The organism is Stappia sp. P2PMeth1, assembly GCF_900185735.1.
Taxonomy (GTDB): Bacteria; Pseudomonadota; Alphaproteobacteria; order Rhizobiales; family Stappiaceae; genus Stappia.
The window spans coordinates 247,127-263,790 of sequence record NZ_FYAW01000017.1; the positions used below are offsets into that span (position 1 = coordinate 247,127).

Below are 16,664 nucleotides of genomic sequence, written 5' to 3' on the forward strand. Positions count from 1 at the left end.
GGTTTGGGTGCGGAACCGCTCGCGGTGCAATTTTGGTCTTGGACTTGTCACGATTGCGTGCTCGGATCTGCCTCCTTGGAAATGCGAACCGCATCGGCACCGGAGCACCCGGGGGTGGAATGGTCTCTCAACGGGCCGTCAAACCAGGCCGGAAGATCGGGGGAAGGGGTAGGCATGCGCGGCAAGTTCGGGTTCTTCGGCCTCGGCGGCCTGGTGGTTCCGGCGCTCGCCGGCCTGCTGGTCTTGGGTGTGACGGAAGCTCCGCAGGCACAGGCCCAGGACGCGTCGGAGCGACGGATCGTCACGATCGACAATGCCGACTATTTCGGCGCGGATTTCGAGACGCTCAAGGACGTCGACCTCGACACCTGCAAGGCGGCGTGCCTGGAGAGCAGGCAGTGCCGCGCCTTCACCTACAACACCTCGGCGCGCTGGTGTTTCATGAAATCCGATGTGGGCCAGTTGCAGGCCTTCACGGGCGCTGTGGCCGGGCGCATCGTCACGGTGGCGCGGCGCGACGATGCAAGCCGCAAGGCGCGTGGCGACGAACTGGCCTTCCTGTCCGGCTCGCTGGTGAGCGATGCGGCGGCCTATGCCCGGCGGTTGCCACGCGATTTCAGGGCGGGCGGAGAAAGCGTCGGCCAGTTGGAAAACCAGGCGCGCGCGGCCTTTGGCAGCCGCGATTTCGATGAGGCCGAACGCCAGTTCGCCCGTGCCCTGACGGTCGATGCCGAACGCCCGGACCTGTGGACAGGACTGGCCGGATCGTTGCTGGCTCAGCGGCCCTCGGACTGGCAGCGACAGCGCCAGGTGGAGGCCGATGCAACCGGTGCCGCGATCAACGCCTATCTGGTGTCCGGCAGCCAGGACGAGCGTGTCCAGGCCCTCGATATTCTCGTCTCGGCGCTGGAGCGCCGCCAACTGTACAAGCCGGCGATCAAAGCCCTGCGGGCCGCCCTCGCGCTTGAGGAGACATCGACGCGCCGTCAGCGTTACGACCAGATGGTGGCGAGCTACGGCTTCCGCATTCTCGACCATCAGGTCGATTCCGATGCGGCGACACCGCGCATCTGCGTCGTCTTTTCCGAAACCCTGCAGAGGGGGCTGGATTTCTCGCCCTTCGTGCAGGTGACCGGCGCGGGATCGGTTTCCATCGAGGGAGACGGTGCCCAGATCTGCATTGACGGCATTCGGCACGGCGAGCGCTACGGAGTGCTGCTGCGCTCGGGTGTCCCGTCGGCGGATGGCGAGACGCTGGACAAGTCGGCCGAACTGACCGTTTATGTCCGCGACCGCGAGCCCTCCGTGCGCTTCCTCGGTCGTGCCTATGTTCTGCCCTCGGGCGAGGGCGCCACGATCCCTCTGGTTACCGTCAACACCAACACCGTCGAGGCGGAGATCTACCGCATCGGCGAGCGCGGCCTTTCGCCCGCCCTGCGCGATCGCCGGATCCTGTCGCAGCTCGACAACTATCGCTCCGAGCAGGTCCGCGACGAGTATGGTGAAAAGCTGTGGTCGGGAACGGTCGAAACCGAACTCCGCCTGAACCAGGATGTGACCACCGCGGTTCCCGTCGCCGAGTTCGGGCTGACCATGCAGCCGGGCATCTACGCGATGGTCGCCCGGCCCCGCGGCGACACGCAGAACGCCTGGGGACCTCACGCAACCCAATGGTTCCTCGTCTCGGATCTTGGCGTCAGCGCCTATACCGGATCACAGGAAACGGCGGTCGTCGTTCGCAGGCTGTCCGATGCCGGCCCTGTCGAGGGAGCGAAAATTCGCCTGGTAGCGGTCAACAACGAGGTGCTGGGCGAGGCCACCAGCGATGCGGACGGCTTCGCGCGGTTCCCGCCCGGCCTGTCGCGCGGGACGGGCGGCAGGGCACCGGCGCTGGTCAGTGCCGAAACTCCCGAAAATGGCGACTATGCCTTTCTCGATCTGACCAAGCCGGCCTTCGATCTGTCCGACCGGGGCGTTGAAGGCCGCGCGGCGCCAGGTCCCGTCGATGTGTTCGCCTGGCTTGATCGTGGCGTGTTCCGCCCGGGCGAGACGGTTCATGTCGGCGCGATGGCCCGCGACCGCGATGCCCGGGCGACGGCCGACGTGCCCCTGACCTTCATTTATGAGCGTCCCGATGGGGTCGAGCACAGCCGAGTGATGATCGGTGACGCTGGCGCCGGCGGGCGGTCCCACGCCCTGCAGGTTCCTACCACCGCGCAGCAGGGGAGTTGGTCGGTCAGGATCCACGCGGACCCGAAGGGAGAGGCCTTGGCGCGCCTGTCGTTCCTGGTGGAGGATTATCAGCCGGAACGGGTGGATTTCACGCCGCAGACCGAGGCCAAGGCTTTCGACCCGGAGGCGCCGCCGACCGTCTCGCTGGAGGCGAAGTTCCTCTACGGTGCCCCCGCCTCGGGACAGCGCATCGAAGGAGAGGTCGTGGTGTCCCCGACCCGGCAGTCGCCGGCCTATCCGGGCTACACGTTCGGTCTGGCCGACGAGCAGATCTGGCCGGAACGGGCGTCCCTTCCCGACGGGATCTCGACCGATGACGACGGCAAGGCGAGCTTCACGCTTCCCGTGCCGCAGTTGCAGCCGACGACTGCCGGCTACACGGCCAGGGTGATCACCCGGGTGGTCGAAGCCGGCGGGCGCTATGTCGAGCGCAGCCTCGACCTGCCGGTCGTCGCCGACGGTCGCAGGATCGGTGTCAAGCCGACGTTCGACGGGGGCGTCGACGAGGGAGCTCCGGCCGAGTTCGAGATCATTGCCCTTGACGCGCAAGGCGAGCGGATCTCGGCGGACGTCCAGTGGACGCTCCTGAACATCGACACCCGCTACCAGTGGTACAGGTCGGATGGACGTTGGTCCTTTGAGCCGGTAACGACGAGCCGAAAGGTCTCAAGTGGCGACCTTGCTGTTACCAAGGACGGCTTGGCCCGTCTGTCGGTGCCGGTGAAGTGGGGCGAGTATCGCCTTGAAGTGGTTGCCAACGGGCGCGAGCCGGCAGCGACGAGCCTCACCTTCAATGCCGGCTGGTACGTCTCCTCGGCGTCGTCGCAGACGCCGGATGTGCTGGACGTCGGCCTCGACAAGACGGCTTACCGGTCTGGCGAGACGGCGAAGTTGCGGTTGAAGCCCCGTTTCGACGGCACCGCGCTGGTGTCGGTGATGGCGGATCGGCTGATCGAAAGCCGCGTGGTCGACGTGACGCAGGGCGAGACGGAGATCGATCTCACCGTCACCGATGACTGGAGCAGCGGTGTCTATGTCACCGCGACGCTGCTGCGTCCGATGGATGTCGAGGCGAAGCGGATGCCTTCGCGGGCGCTCGGCCTGCAGTGGCTTTCCGTCGATCCGGGCGAGCGTCGCCACGCGGTCGAGATCGAGGCGCCGGCCACCCTGCGCCCGCGTTCGACCATGGAAGTCGGCCTGACGATCCAGGGCCAGCCTGCCGGCACGCCGGCCTTCGTGACGGTTGCCGCGGTCGATGTCGGCATTCTCAACCTCACCCGTTTCCAGACCCCGGATCCGGCCGGCTGGTACTTTGGCCAGCGGCGTCTTGGTATGGAAATCCGCGACTACTACGGCGAACTCATCGACCGGACCGTGGGCGATCTCGGTGTGGTGCGGTCCGGCGGCGATGGCGGCGGACTGGCGTCCGCCGTGCCGCCGCCGCAGGAAGAGCCGATGGCGCTGTTCTCGGGCGTTGTTGAGACCGACACCGACGGACGCGCCATGGTCTCCTTTGAGGTGCCGGACTTCAACGGAACGGTGCGTCTGACCGCCGTCGCCTGGAGCGAAAGCGGCGTCGGGCATGCCGAGCGTGAGGTGACCGTGCGCGATCCGCTCGTTGTCACCGCCACCCTGCCGCGCTTCCTTGCACCGGAGGATCAGTCGCGTCTTCTGGTCGAGATCGACAATGTCGAGGGGCGGGCGGGTGACTATGTGTTGCAGACCGTTGTCGACGGGCCGGTCTGGCTGCAGGCGGAGGACGCCTCCCGCACGCTGACGCTTGCCGCCGGCGAACGGCAGACCCTGCGCATTCCGCTGATGGCCGACACAGGCACGGGAGATGCGTCCCTGACGCTGACGCTCGCCGGGCCGGATGGCCCGGTCGCGGAAAAGACCTTGGCTCTCGGCGTTCGCGACACCATGCCCCCCTTGATGCGTCGCTCCTTCGTGACGCTCGCGGCCGGTGCCGGCCTGACGTTGGACGGCGGCACGCTCGCCGGCATCGTGCCGTCCGGCGCCAGCGTGACGGTCTCGGCCGGCGGCGCCGCCCGGATCGACATTCCGGGCCTGCTCGCCGCCCTTGATCGGTATCCCTATGGCTGCACCGAACAGGTGACGAGCCGGGCGCTGCCGCTGCTCTATCTGAACGAACTCGCCGTCGCGAGCGGGTTGGAGACCGATGGCGAGGTGCGCAAGCGGGTGGAGCAGGCAATCGTTCGTGTGCTTGGAAACCAGAGCTCGAACGGGTCCTTCGGCCTGTGGTCGAGCTTCGGGTCTCAGGACACGTGGCTCGATGCCTATGTGACCGATTTCCTGCTGCGGGCACGTGAGCGGGACTACGACATCCCCTCGCTTGCCCTGGAGTCCGCGCTGGAGAACCTGGAGAACCGCATCGCCTATGCGTCCGATTTCAACGATGGCGGCGAGGCGATCGCCTATGCGCTCTACGTTCTGGCCAGCGCCGGACGCGCCTCGATCGGAGATCTGCGTTACTACGCGGATGTGAAACTCGACGATTTCGCAACGTCGCTCGCCAAATCGCAGATCGCCGCCGCGCTCGCGCTTTACGGCGAAGCCGGCCGCGCGGAGCGTGCTTTCGCTGCCGCGGTCGGGGAGAGCGGGCGCGTCGAGATGCTCAGCTACCGTTCGGACTATGGCACCGTGTTGCGCGACAATGCCGGTGTGCTGGCTTATGTGACCCGCGCCAGCGCCACGTCCGTTGATGCGGCGGCCCTGACACGCGATGTCGCCAATCGGCAGGACGCGACACCCGTGCTTTCGACGCAGGACATGGCCTGGCTGCTGCTTGCCGGTCATGAACTGGAGAAGAAGGCGGAGGCCGCGCGCTTTGCCGTGGATGGATCTCCGGTGTCCGGTCGGCTCGACAGGCGGCTTGCGGGCACGGCGGTGTCCGCACAGCCCATGCGGATCGAAAACCGCGGCGACAAGGCCACCGATGTGGTGATCACCGTCAGCGGCCGGCCGGTCGAGCCGGAGCCTGCCGGTGGTACCGGCTACAGCATCACCCGAGCGTTCTACGATCTCGACGGCAATGAACTGTCTACCGAAGCGGTGCCGCTCAACACCCGCGTGGCCGTGGTGCTGACGGTCACCCGTGATCGGCCGGGCAGGGGGCGGATCATGGTGGTGGACCGTCTGCCGGCGGGCCTCGTCATCGACAACCCGCGGCTGGTGCGCTCTGGTGACCTTGGTGGCCTGGACTGGTTGTCGACGGTGGACAACACGGAACATGTCGAGTTCCGTGACGACCGCTTCGTGGTTGCGCTGGACGAAACGCAGCAGAACCTCGACGTGATGACCTTCGCCTATCTGGCACGCGCGGCGCTGCCGGGCAGCTTCGCCCATCCGCCCGCGACGGTGGAAGACATGTATCGGCCCGATCTTGCGGCCCGCACCGACACCGGGCGGCTGGAAGTGCTCGGCCCGCTGCGCTGACGGTGGGGCGGGAAAGGCAGGCGGATGAGGCAGGCGAAACCTGGCAGGCGGGTGTGGCGACTGGCGATCGGCCTGTGCTGCGCCGGCCTCCTGGGTCTTGCCGCGCTCGCCGCGGCGCTGGCGGTCCAGGTTGCCACGCTGGATCGGGAGGATCTGCCCGGCGCCGTCGAGATGTCCCGGTCGGTGAGCGACCGGAATGGCCGGCTGTTGCGCGCCTTCCAGACGGCGGATGACCGCTGGCGGATGCCGGCTTCCCCCGAGGATGTGGATCCGCTCTATCTGAGCCTGCTTTTGGCCTATGAGGATCGACGGTTCAACGATCATCATGGTGTCGACCCGCTGGCGATCCTGCGGGCCGCCACCCAGTCGCTGGCGAACGGACGCATCGTCTCGGGCGCCTCGACGCTGACCATGCAGACCGCACGGCTGCTGACGGAGACGCCGACGCGCACGCCTGTGTCGAAGTGGCGGCAGATCGTGCTGGCGCTTGCGCTGGAGCGCCATCTGGACAAGCGGGAGATCCTGTCGCTCTACCTCGCTCGCGCCCCGTTCGGCGGCAATATCGAGGGCGTGCGGGCGGCCAGCCACGCATGGTTCGGCAAGGAGCCTGCCCGACTGACACCGGCGCAGGCGGCGCTGCTCGTGGCTTTGCCGCAGTCGCCCGAGGCACGCAGGCCGGATCGGTTTCCCGATGCGGCGCGCGTCGCACGCGATCGGGTGCTGGCGGCGGCGCAGGCAGCGGGCCTGCTCTCCCACGAGGATGTGGTCGCCGCGCAGAAGGAGGCCATCCCCCGCACGCGCCGGCCGGTGCCGATGCTTGCACCCCATGCAACGTGGCAGGCACTCGCCCGCAGCGAAGCGGCCGATCAGCGCCTGACCATCGATGCGGACGTGCAGGCCCGGCTCGAGGCGCTGGTCGCCGAGCGCGCCGGACGGCTCGGCAGCCATGTGTCGGCGGCCGTGATCGTTGCCGACCACGGCAGCGGCGAGATCCTGGCGCGGGTCGGATCGGCCGGGCTGCTGTCGCAGGCACGGCGCGGCCATGTGGACATGACGGGCGCCATCCGCTCGCCCGGTTCGACGCTGAAGCCGCTGATCTATGGTCTGGCCTTCGAACAGGGGGTGGCGCATCCCGACAGCCTGATCGAGGATCGGCCGACCACCGTCGCCGGTTACAGCCCGACGAATTTCGATCTTTCCTTTCAAGGCACGGTTCGTGTCCGCGAAGCCCTGACCGCCTCGCTCAACGTGCCAGCGGTCGCGCTGCTCGATGCGGTCGGCGTTGCCCGGTTCGTGTCGCGGCTCAAGCGCGCCGGCACCTCGCCGCGCTTCCCCGCCGGAGAGGCGCCGGGACTTGCGGCCGCGCTTGGCGGGTTCGGCATCTCGCTGCGCGACCTGGTAGCCCTCTATGCCGGCATCGCGCGGGGCGGCGTGGCGGTTCCGCTGCGCGAGAGCCTTGCCGAGGGGAGCGGAGAGGCGCTGCTGCCGGAGGGACGCCGCTTCCTGTCCGAGACCGCGGCCTGGCGGATCGCCGACATCTTGTCGGAAGTGCCGCCGCCCGATACGGCGAATGGTGCCGGCATCGCCTACAAGACCGGGACGTCCTACGGCTACCGTGATGCCTGGGCGATCGGGTTCGACGGTCGTCACACCATCGGCGTGTGGGTCGGGCGTGCCGATGGAACGCCAGTGCCGGGATTGACCGGCTACAAGTCGGCGGCGCCGCTGCTGTTCGATGCCTTTCAGCGTGTGGCCGCGCGGCGCACACCGTTGCCAAGGCCGCCTCGCGATTTCGATCCGGTGGCGGACGCGGTGCCAACGCCCATGCGCTACGCTCGCACGGTGGTGCGTCCGGACGGCCTGCATGCCCGGCGTGGGCCCGAGATATTCTTCCCGCCGGACGGAGCGACAGTGGACCTGGGACTTGGCGAGGGCCGCGATGCGGCGCTGGTGGTGAAGCTCCGCAGGGGACGGGCGCCGTTCCTCTGGCTCGCCAACGGGGCACCGGTGGCGAGCGGGCCCTTTGCGACATCGCTGGTCTGGCAACCGGACGGACCCGGCGCGTCCACCATCTCGGTCATCGACGCGGATGGCAATTCCGCCCGCGTGACGCTCGACCTCCGATGAGTCTACCCTGCCCGGAACTCATCGGGGGTGGGCAATCTCGGTCTCGTCTCTCGAGCCCCGCCGTGTTCCGGCTCCCACGCGAGACGACGTCGGAAACTGCCGCGACAAGTGCGATTGCCGCGACCGCGGGAGAAGTCCGGCTCAATGTTGCGTCAGTCCCGCGCGCCGACTATTGTGCGCCACCCGGACAGCCTGTCCGGTCAAACGCCACACTCCAAGAGGTCCAGCATGTTCAAGGGATCCATCCCCGCACTCGTCACGCCGTTTCGCAATGGAGCGGTCGACGAGAAAGCGTTCCAGGAGTTTGTGGACTGGCAGATAAAAGAGGGCAGCCATGGGCTTGTGCCGGTGGGCACCACTGGCGAGAGCCCGACGCTGAGCCATGACGAGCACAAGCGCGTCATCGAACTGTGCATCGAGGCCGCCGGCGGCCGCGTGCCGGTGATGGCGGGCGCGGGCTCGAACAACACCGTCGAGGCCATCGACTTCGCCACCCATGCGGAGAAGGCCGGCGCGGACGCCCTGCTGATCGTGACACCCTATTACAACAAGCCGAACCAGGCTGGTCTGATCGCCCACTATCGGGCCATCGATGCTGTCGTCGGCATCCCCATCTACATCTACAACATCCCCGGCCGGTCGGTGATCGACATGCAACCGGAGACGATGGCGGAGCTGTTCAGGACGTCGCGCAACATCAAGGGGGTGAAGGACGCAACTGCGAACATGTCGCGTGCCAGCCGCCAGCGCGAGCTGTGCGGGCCGGATTTCGTCCAGTTGTCGGGCGAGGATATCACCGCGCTCGGCTTCAACGCCCATGGCGGGACGGGCTGCATCTCGGTCACGGCGAATGTTGCGCCGCGGCTCTGTTCGCAGTTCCAGGAGGCGATGCTGGCAGGCGATTTCGCAACGGCCTTGTCGATCCAGGATCGGCTGGCACCGCTGCACAATGCGCTGTTCATCGAGCCGAACCCGACCGGGGCGAAATACGCCCTGTCGCTGCTCGGCAAGCTCGAGAACGAGCTGCGCCTGCCGCTGGTTCCGGTCTCCGAGCCGACCAAGGCTGCAATTCGCGATGCCATGACCCATGCGGGTCTGCTCAACTGACAAGGACGGTTTGCCGGGCGGCGTGATCCGCTGCCCGGCGCCGGTAAATGAAAATGGCCCAGAAGAGCGCCGCCGACAGCAACCGCAAGCTTATCGCCGACAACCGCAAGGCCCGGTTCAACTATGAGATCGAGGACACGCTGGAAGCGGGGATCGAGCTCAAGGGGACCGAGGTCAAGGCGCTGCGCGAGGGCAAGTCGATGATTGCCGAATCCTACGCCAGCTTCGAGGGCGGGGAGTTCTGGCTGATCAATTCCTACATTCCCGAATACCTGCAGGCCAACCGCTTCAACCATGAGCCGCGCCGCAAGCGCAAGCTCCTGTTGCACAAGCGGGAAATGGCCAAGCTCGCCCTCGCCGTCGACAAGGACGGCAAGACGATCGTTCCCCTGAAGCTCTATTTCAACGAAAAGGGACGGGCCAAGGTCGAGCTCGCACTTGCGCGCGGCAAGAAGCTGCACGACAAGCGCGAGACCGAGCGTCAGCGCGACTGGAACCGGGAAAAGGCGCGCCTGTTGAAAAACGCTGGATAAGCTGGGGGAAAACTCTGGGTGAGTGGTGGAAAACGCAGTGCGCGTTTTTGCTTTGTTCCTGATATTTTACTTCAGAAAACTTCCACAACTTACTCGAAGTTCACGAGATCCGGATTTTAGAGGATCGTGCTCAACAGCGCGCGCCTTTCGCTGTCGATCGGAACCGGACGCCTTGTGGATCGATCGACCTGAACATGGACGAAGCGGCCTTGCGCGCTGGCGGCATGTTCTTCGCCGGCAAAGAGTGCGATCTCATACGTCACCGACGAGCCCCCGAGCCGGGCGACCCTGACCCCGGCCGTCACTGTGCCGGGAAAAGTCAGTTCCGAGAAATAGGCGCATTGCGTCTCGACGACGAGAAACACCGTCTCGGAGCCTCGCGGATCGAGCACGCCTTCTTCGATCAGCCAGCCGTTCACCGCTGTATCGAAATAGCTCAGATACTCGACATTGTTGACGTGGCCGTAGATGTCGACATCCATCCAGCGCGTCGGGATCGACCGGAACAGGCGGAAATCGTCACGGGTCAGCGGTGTGGGGCGGGTCATTGGCAGACACTCCCTCTCGTCACAGCGTGCGGCGGCCGAACGTGTTCGTGCGCGGAAAGCCGTTGGGGGGCAGGCGTCCTGCCTGGGCGCGGTCGCCGCGCCAATCCGTCAACTCGTCCATCTTGCGGTTGAAGCTGCGTCCGGACGAGTCGACCCAGGACAGGCCGTCCTCGGCCTTGAACACCGTCACGTCGGACACGCCGCCGTCGCGATAGCGCTGCAGCCGCACGCCGCGCCCACGTGCCATCTCCGCAACCTGTGCCAACGGGAAGACGAGCAGCTTCCGGTTGCGCCCGATGATCGCCACATGGTCGCCCTCGGCGGCAACGCAGAGCCGCGCCTCGATCGGCGGCGTCACATTGAGAACCTGCTTGCCCTTGCGGGTATTGGCGACGACATCGGCCTCGTTGACCACGAAGCCGCGCGCTTCGTCGGAGACGACGAGAAGCTTCCGGTCGCCTCGATAGACGAAGACGTCGATGACGTCCTGACCTTCCTCCATGTCGACCATCAGGCGGATCGGCTCGCCATGCCCGCGCCCGCCCGGCAGCTTGTCGGCGCCGAGCGTGAAGAACTTGCCGCCGGTGGTGAAGACGAGCAGCTTGTCCGTCGTCTCCGCCAGGAGGTGCAGTTTCAGGCTGTCGTCCTGCTTGAAGGTCAGCGAGGAAAGGTCGGACTGATGCCCTTTCAGGGCGCGGATCCAACCTTTCTGCGAGATGACGACGGTGATCGGTTCCTTCTCGATCATCGCCTGATGAATGTCGGTCAGGTCGTGATCGGGTGCATCGCCGAAAGTCGTGCGGCGCTTGCCGAGCGGTGTTTCCGGTCCGTAGGCCTTGGCCATCTCGCCGATCTGCTTGCCGATCTTTGTCCACTGGCGCGCCTCGGAGCCAAGCAGCGTCAGCAACTCGTCGCGCTCGGCGGTGAGCTTGTCGTGCTCCTTGCGGATCTCGAGTTCCTCGAGCTTGCGCAGCGAGCGCAGCCGCATGTTGAGGATCGCCTCGGCCTGCACGTCCGTCAGGCCGAAGGCCGCCTTCAGCGACGCCTTGGCATCGTCCTCCTCGCGGATGATGCGGATCACCTCGTCGAGGTTGAGATAGGCGATAAGGTAGCCGCCGAGCACTTCCAGCCGATGCTCGATCTGCGCCAGCCGGTGCTGCGAACGGCGAACCAGGACGTCCTTGCGGTGGTCGAGCCACTCCTGCAGGGCCTGCTTGATCCCCATCACCATGGGAATGCGGCCGCCCGACAGGACGTTCATGTTGAGCGAGAAGCGGTTCTCCAGGTCGGTGAGCTTGAACAGCGACTCCATCAGCAGCGCCGCATCGACATTCTTGCTGCGCGGCACGAGGACGAGGCGGACATCCTCGGCGGACTCGTCACGAACGTCGTCGAGCAGCGGCAGCTTGCGGGCCTGCAGCAACTCCGCGATCTTCTCGATCAGCCGCGACTTCTGCACCTGATAGGGGATCTCGGTGACCACGACCTGCCAGGTGCCGCGGCCAAGATCCTCGACCTCCCAGCGAGCCCGCACGCGGAAGCCGCCGCGGCCGGTCTCATAGGCCTCCAGGTAGGCCGCGTCGCTCTTGACCAGAATGCCGCCGGTCGGAAAGTCCGGCCCTTGGATGAACTGCAGCAGGTCTTCGGTCGAGGCGCCGGGCGTCTTGATCAGATGCTGCGCGGCGGCGCAGAGCTCGCCGATATTATGTGGCGGAATGGACGTCGCCATGCCGACGGCGATGCCGGCCGCGCCGTTCGCCAGCAGATTGGGAAACCCGCCCGGCAGCACCACGGGCTCCTTGTCGAGCCCGTCATAGGTCTCGCGGAAGTCGACCGCGTCCTCATCCAGTCCGTCGAGGGTGCGCACGGCGATGTCGGTGAGGCGCGCTTCCGTGTAGCGCATGGCCGCCGCGCTATCGCCGTCGATATTGCCGAAGTTGCCCTGACCGTCGACCATCGGGTAGCGGACGGCAAAGTCCTGCGCCAGGCGGACGAGCGCGTCGTAGATCGCCTGGTCGCCATGCGGGTGATATTTACCCATGACGTCGCCGACGACGCGGGCGCATTTCTTGAAGCCGGCATTCGGATCGAGCTTGAGCAGCCGCATCGCATAGAGGAGGCGACGATGCACGGGCTTCAGCCCGTCGCGTACATCCGGCAGCGCGCGGTGAGTAATAGTCGACAGCGCGTAGGAGAGGTAGCGCTCCTCGAGCGCCGAACGAAGGTCGACAGGCTCGATGCCGCCCGGCTGAATCAGGTCTTTTCCCATGCCTTACTCGCTACAGGCATTCGCGGTCCGAGGCAATGCGCGAGCCGTCGCCAATGGCGGTTTTCAGCCGCTTTCCGCCTCTTGGAGCTGGCGCTTGATCGCCTCGATGAACCCGTCGCGGGCCGGAGACATCTGTAGCAGGCGCGGGGCGAGAACATGCCGGTCGAGAAAGTAGCCGGTGAGGTGGAAGGCATCCTCCAGCGCCTTGCGATCGGGAAGCGTCGCGGAAGGTTCGGAAGCGATACCGCCCTCGCGTGCCGACGATGTCGCCGGCGCCAAAAACGGCGGCAGGGGCAGCAGGCGAGGGGCGTAAGGAAGCCCCGCCTCGCGGCAGACCGCGCGTCCCGATTTCGGCGACACGTAGATCAGGTCGTCGCTGCGTCCCGTTGCGGCACATTCCGTCAGGTCCAGCCCGAAGCCGAGCTCTGCAAGGACCTGCAGCTCGAAATGCACCATCAGCGCACCGGCGACCAGCGGCTCGTGCAGATGGGCGATGATCGCCTCGAGCCCGTCATGAAGCTGCGGATGCGGATCGCGTTCAGGGAGGAAGTGCAGCAGGGCCGCGAGCGCCTGGATGCCGTAGACGCCGGTCGAACTGGTCATCAACTGGGCGGCGCGCAGTTCCAGCGGCTCGATGGCGTAGAGACCGAGGTGATCGTCGAGGCGGGCCCGCCAGACGAGGCCGACGCGGTTTCCCGGCTGCAGTGCCGCCTGCATGCGCCGGCTGCGCCCGCCGCGCACGAGACCCAGATGCCGGCCGCGCTCGCGCGTCATCGCCTCGAGGATCAGGCTGCTCTCGCCGTGTTTCCTCGTCGCCAGGATGATGCCGTCAGCGCTCCATTCCATGGGTATGCGGCCAGATCGGTGAGAGGTGCTACCTTGGGAACTCCAGGCCCATTTCGCGGTAGCGCTCGGGGTCGTCGGACCAGTTCTCGCGCACCTTGACGAAGAGGAACAGGTGGACCGGGCAGCCGGCGGCCTCGGCGATTTCGGCGCGGGCGGCCTGCGAGATCGCCTTGATGGTGCGTCCGCCCTGGCCGAGCACGATCATCTTCTGGCTGTCGCGCTCGACATAGATCGTCTGCTCGATACGGACCGAACCGTCCTTGCGCTGCTCCCAGGCCTCGGTCTCCACCGTCGACATGTAGGGGAGTTCCTGATGCAGGCGCAGGAACAGTTTCTCGCGAGTGATCTCGGCAGCCAGCATGCGCATCGGCAGGTCCGAGGCCTGGTCCTCCGGATAGAGCCAGGGGCTTGGTGGGACGCGCTCGGCGAGATCTTCCATCAGGTCGTCGAGACCGGAGCCGGTGACGGCCGACACCATGAAGGTCTTGTCGAACTGGACGATGTCGTTGGCCTTCTGCGCCAGCGCCAGCAGTTTCTCGCGCCTGGTGACGTCGATCTTGTTGAGGATCAGCAACTTCGGCAGCTTCACATCCGCGAGCCGCTCCAGGATGCTGGCGACCTGATCGTCAATGCCCTTGCGCGCATCGATCAGCAGGGCAACCACGTCAGCCTCGCGCGCGCCGCCCCAGGCGGTGTCAACCATGGCGCGCTCCAGTCGCCGCGTGGGACGGAAGATGCCCGGCGTGTCGACGAAGATCACCTGCGAGGCCCCGTGCATGGCGATGCCGCGCACCAGGGTGCGCGTCGTCTGCACCTTGTGGGTGACGATAGAGACCTTCACGCCGACAAGGGCGTTGAGCAGGGTCGACTTGCCGGCATTCGGCGCCCCGATCAGCGCGACGAAACCGGCCCTGGTGGCGGTCTCGTTCGTCTCGGGGGACATGCCGGTGCCCTCGGTCGGGGCCTGATCGCTGGTGCTCACTTGATATCCGTCTCCGTCCAGACGCCTTCCCGCAGGAGAGCCGTCTCTGCCGCCCGCTGTTCCGCGAGCCGTTTCGATCCGCCGGTTCCCGTGGCCGGCTCGTATCCGTCGATCTCCACCTGGACGGTGAAGCTGGGCGCGTGGTCCGGGCCGCTGCGCTCCGTCATCACGTATCGCGGGGCGGCCTTGCCGCGTCCTTGCGCCCATTCCTGCAGCATCGTCTTGGCATCGCGCAACGGGCCGGTATAGCCGGTCATCCGTGGTCCCCAGTGGCGCTCGATCAGAGTTTGCGCCGCCTCGAGCCCGCCGTCCAGATAAACGGCGGCAATCACCGCCTCGCAGACGTCGGCGAGGATCGCCATCTTGCGCTTGCCGCCGGTCTGAGCCTCGCTCTCGCCAAGGCGGATGGCATCGCCGAGCTTCAGGTCCCTGGCGACTTCCGCGCAGGTCTCCTTGCGCACAAGCTGGTTCAGCCGCCGCGCCAACTCGCCTTCCTCGGCCCTGGGAAAGCTGCGATGCAGCATCGTCGCGACCGCGAGCCCGAGCACCCGGTCGCCAAGGAACTCCAGACGCTGGTAGCTTGCCGCCGGCCCGCTACGCGCGGTGGCGCTGCCATGGGTCAGGGCGCGCGCGAGAAGCTCACCGTCGCGAAAATCATGGCCGAGGCGCTTCTGCAGTTGCGCCTCGGCCTTTTTCTGCACATCGGAGTTCATGTCGAGGTCTCTAGGCCACCTGCTTCACAGCAGCTTGAACAGCCGGCTGCCGCGCACGGTCCAGGGCCACTTCCAGAACATCCAGGCCGACGCATCCTCGTCGACGGAGAAGAACAGCATCTCCGCGCGGCCGACAAAATTCTCGAAGGGAACATAGCCGACGGCGGACAGGACACGGCTGTCGGTGGAGTTGTCGCGGTTGTCGCCCATCATGAAGTAGTGGCCGGGCGGCACCTTGTAGATGCCGGTATTGTCCCAGGTGCCCCGGGTCGTCAGGTCCAGCGTGTCGTAGGTGACCCCATTGGGCAGCGTTTCCCGATAGCGGGGAACACGCCGCACATTGCCGAACTGGTCGGTCGTGATGAAATCGTCGATCTGGGTCCGTTCCACCGCCGTGCCGTTGATATGCAGAACCCCGTCGATCATCTGGATTTCGTCGCCGGGCAGACCGATGACGCGCTTGATGTAGTCGACGGAGGTATCCTTCGGCAGCTTGAAAACGGCGACGTCGCCGCGCTCCGGTTCGCTCGCCCAGATGCGCCCCTCCATCGGAACGAGCCCGTAAGGGAACGAGTATCGGGAGTAGCCGTAGCTGTATTTCGACACGAAGAGATAGTCGCCGATAAGCAGCGTATCCATCATCGAGCCGGACGGGATATTGAAGGGCTGGAACAGCAGGGTCCGCACCACCAGGGCCAGCAGCAGCGCCTGCACAAGCACCTTCACGGTCTCGTAGAGGCCACCTTCCTTGCTCTTGCTATCGTCGGACACGCTCATTTTTTCCTTCGTGACGGTCGCTCCCCGGCGCCGGCCTGATGGCTTGCGGCCCGTCTGGGAGGCAGTCCCGCCCGTGCCGCATCGCCGCTGATCTTCGGCTGGATTCGGGAAAGGGACTGCGCCTTGTCTCCAAGGCTTGTACCGGCTTGCCCCAATTGACGCAATGCAAACGCCGCGCGCCGCGCCAGGGCGCAGGGTCCGCGCTGGTTTCCCGCGGAATTTTCAGGGTCTGGCGCTTGCCCGCCCCGCATCCATCCGCCGCCGCATTTCGCGGATTGCCGCTTCCAGGCCGATGAAGATGCCTTCGCCGACGAGGAAGTGGCCGATGTTCAACTCGGTAAGCTCAGGGATCGCCGCGACGCCTTCCACAGTGTCAAAGGCAAGGCCGTGTCCAGCATGGACCTCCAGCCCCAATGCCACGCCGTACCGGGCGGCCTCGCGGATCCGGTCGAGTTCCAGGGCTGCCGCTTTCGCGTCGCCGTCATTGTGAAGATCGCAATAGCGACCGGTATGCAGTTCCACCACGGGTGCGCCAAGGGCGACTGCGGCATCGAGTTGAGCCTTGTCGGCCTCGATGAACAGCGAGACGCGCGTACCGTTGTCGGCAAGGGTCGCGATCAAGGGCTTCAGGTGGTTATGCTGGCCGCGTGCGTCGAGGCCGCCTTCGGTCGTCCGTTCCTCACGCTTTTCTGGCACGATGCACGCCGCGTGCGGGCGCGCCTCGAGAGCGATCTTCAGCATTTCCTCGGTTGCCGCCATCTCGAAATTCAGCGGCAGGTCGATTTCCTTGCTCAGTCGCGCGATGTCGTGGTCGGAGATGTGGCGGCGGTCTTCGCGCAGATGCGCCGTGATGCCGTCGGCGCCGGCCTGGGCCGCGAGATGCGCGGCACGCACCGGATCGGGAAACCGGCCGCCGCGCGCGTTGCGGATCGTTGCCACGTGATCGATGTTGACGCCAAGACGCAGGCGCTGACTGAGCATGGGAAACTCCTGGGGAGGTCGGTCTGTCGAACCGGAAGGCAGGTTTGCGCCACTATGTGGCTTCCATCTCCTGTCTTCAACGGGAAAGCGACT

11 protein-coding genes are annotated in these 16,664 nt (G+C 66.2%); 4 read left to right on the forward strand and 7 right to left on the reverse strand.

Annotated elements, in window-relative coordinates; translation table 11 throughout:
- Positions 1-174: 174 nt before the first annotated feature.
- The 4 genes from P2PM1_RS10135 (at position 175) to smpB (ending at position 9,455) form a co-directional block, all read left to right on the forward strand.
- Positions 175-5,688 carry an alpha-2-macroglobulin family protein gene (locus P2PM1_RS10135; protein WP_186398977.1) on the forward strand — a complete coding sequence of 1,838 codons (5,514 nt, stop codon included), beginning with the start codon at positions 175-177 and terminating at the stop codon, positions 5,686-5,688.
- A 24-nt stretch (positions 5,689-5,712) separates the two neighbouring features.
- Positions 5,713-7,815 (forward strand): penicillin-binding protein 1C, encoded by a 2,103-nt coding sequence (gene pbpC / locus P2PM1_RS10140; protein ID WP_186398978.1) that lies wholly within the window; start codon positions 5,713-5,715, stop codon positions 7,813-7,815.
- A gap of 228 nt (positions 7,816-8,043) precedes the next feature.
- Positions 8,044-8,922, forward strand: coding sequence for a 4-hydroxy-tetrahydrodipicolinate synthase (gene dapA, locus P2PM1_RS10145; RefSeq protein ID WP_186398979.1), 879 nt, complete (start codon positions 8,044-8,046; stop codon positions 8,920-8,922).
- A gap of 53 nt (positions 8,923-8,975) precedes the next feature.
- The gene (gene smpB, locus P2PM1_RS10150; RefSeq protein ID WP_186389589.1) at positions 8,976-9,455 is read left to right on the forward strand and encodes an SsrA-binding protein SmpB; all 480 of its coding nucleotides are present in this window, start codon (positions 8,976-8,978) and stop codon (positions 9,453-9,455) included.
- Between the two features lie 116 nt (positions 9,456-9,571).
- Here the strand turns inward: smpB and P2PM1_RS10155 are convergent, their stop codons facing one another.
- From P2PM1_RS10155 to P2PM1_RS10185, 7 genes are all read right to left on the reverse strand, one after another.
- Complete coding sequence (locus P2PM1_RS10155) at positions 9,572-10,003, reverse strand: thioesterase family protein (RefSeq protein WP_186389588.1); 432 nt, start codon at positions 10,001-10,003, stop codon at positions 9,572-9,574.
- 19 nt (positions 10,004-10,022) lie between these two features.
- Positions 10,023-12,272: a DNA topoisomerase IV subunit A gene (gene parC, locus P2PM1_RS10160; RefSeq protein ID WP_186398980.1), complete on the reverse strand. Its 2,250-nt coding sequence runs from the start codon at positions 12,270-12,272 to the stop codon at positions 10,023-10,025.
- A gap of 63 nt (positions 12,273-12,335) precedes the next feature.
- Positions 12,336-13,118 (reverse strand): DNA repair protein RecO, encoded by a 783-nt coding sequence (recO, locus tag P2PM1_RS10165; protein ID WP_186398981.1) that lies wholly within the window; start codon positions 13,116-13,118, stop codon positions 12,336-12,338.
- Between the two features lie 28 nt (positions 13,119-13,146).
- On the reverse strand, positions 13,147-14,061 hold the full coding sequence (gene era / locus P2PM1_RS10170) for a GTPase Era (RefSeq protein ID WP_186390076.1): 915 nt from the start codon (positions 14,059-14,061) through the stop codon (positions 13,147-13,149).
- Between the two features lie 35 nt (positions 14,062-14,096).
- Positions 14,097-14,813: a ribonuclease III gene (gene rnc / locus P2PM1_RS10175; protein WP_186398982.1), complete on the reverse strand. Its 717-nt coding sequence runs from the start codon at positions 14,811-14,813 to the stop codon at positions 14,097-14,099.
- Between the two features lie 24 nt (positions 14,814-14,837).
- The gene (gene lepB, locus P2PM1_RS10180) at positions 14,838-15,590 is read right to left on the reverse strand and encodes a signal peptidase I (protein ID WP_186389584.1); all 753 of its coding nucleotides are present in this window, start codon (positions 15,588-15,590) and stop codon (positions 14,838-14,840) included.
- Between the two features lie 222 nt (positions 15,591-15,812).
- Positions 15,813-16,571 (reverse strand): pyridoxine 5'-phosphate synthase, encoded by a 759-nt coding sequence (locus P2PM1_RS10185; protein WP_186398983.1) that lies wholly within the window; start codon positions 16,569-16,571, stop codon positions 15,813-15,815.
- Positions 16,572-16,664 lie beyond the last annotated feature (93 nt).

Coding starts and splice junctions, on each gene's coding strand:
- P2PM1_RS10135 (WP_186398977.1), top strand. CDS start 175: ATGCGCGGCAAGTTCGGGTTCTTCGGCCTCGGCGGCCTGGTGGTTCCG.
- pbpC (WP_186398978.1), top strand. CDS start 5,713: ATGAGGCAGGCGAAACCTGGCAGGCGGGTGTGGCGACTGGCGATCGGC.
- dapA (WP_186398979.1), top strand. CDS start 8,044: ATGTTCAAGGGATCCATCCCCGCACTCGTCACGCCGTTTCGCAATGGA.
- smpB (WP_186389589.1), top strand. CDS start 8,976: ATGGCCCAGAAGAGCGCCGCCGACAGCAACCGCAAGCTTATCGCCGAC.
- P2PM1_RS10155 (WP_186389588.1), bottom strand. CDS start 10,003: ATGACCCGCCCCACACCGCTGACCCGTGACGATTTCCGCCTGTTCCGG.
- parC (WP_186398980.1), bottom strand. CDS start 12,272: ATGGGAAAAGACCTGATTCAGCCGGGCGGCATCGAGCCTGTCGACCTT.
- recO (WP_186398981.1), bottom strand. CDS start 13,118: ATGGAATGGAGCGCTGACGGCATCATCCTGGCGACGAGGAAACACGGC.
- era (WP_186390076.1), bottom strand. CDS start 14,061: ATGTCCCCCGAGACGAACGAGACCGCCACCAGGGCCGGTTTCGTCGCG.
- rnc (WP_186398982.1), bottom strand. CDS start 14,813: ATGAACTCCGATGTGCAGAAAAAGGCCGAGGCGCAACTGCAGAAGCGC.
- lepB (WP_186389584.1), bottom strand. CDS start 15,590: ATGAGCGTGTCCGACGATAGCAAGAGCAAGGAAGGTGGCCTCTACGAG.
- P2PM1_RS10185 (WP_186398983.1), bottom strand. CDS start 16,571: ATGCTCAGTCAGCGCCTGCGTCTTGGCGTCAACATCGATCACGTGGCA.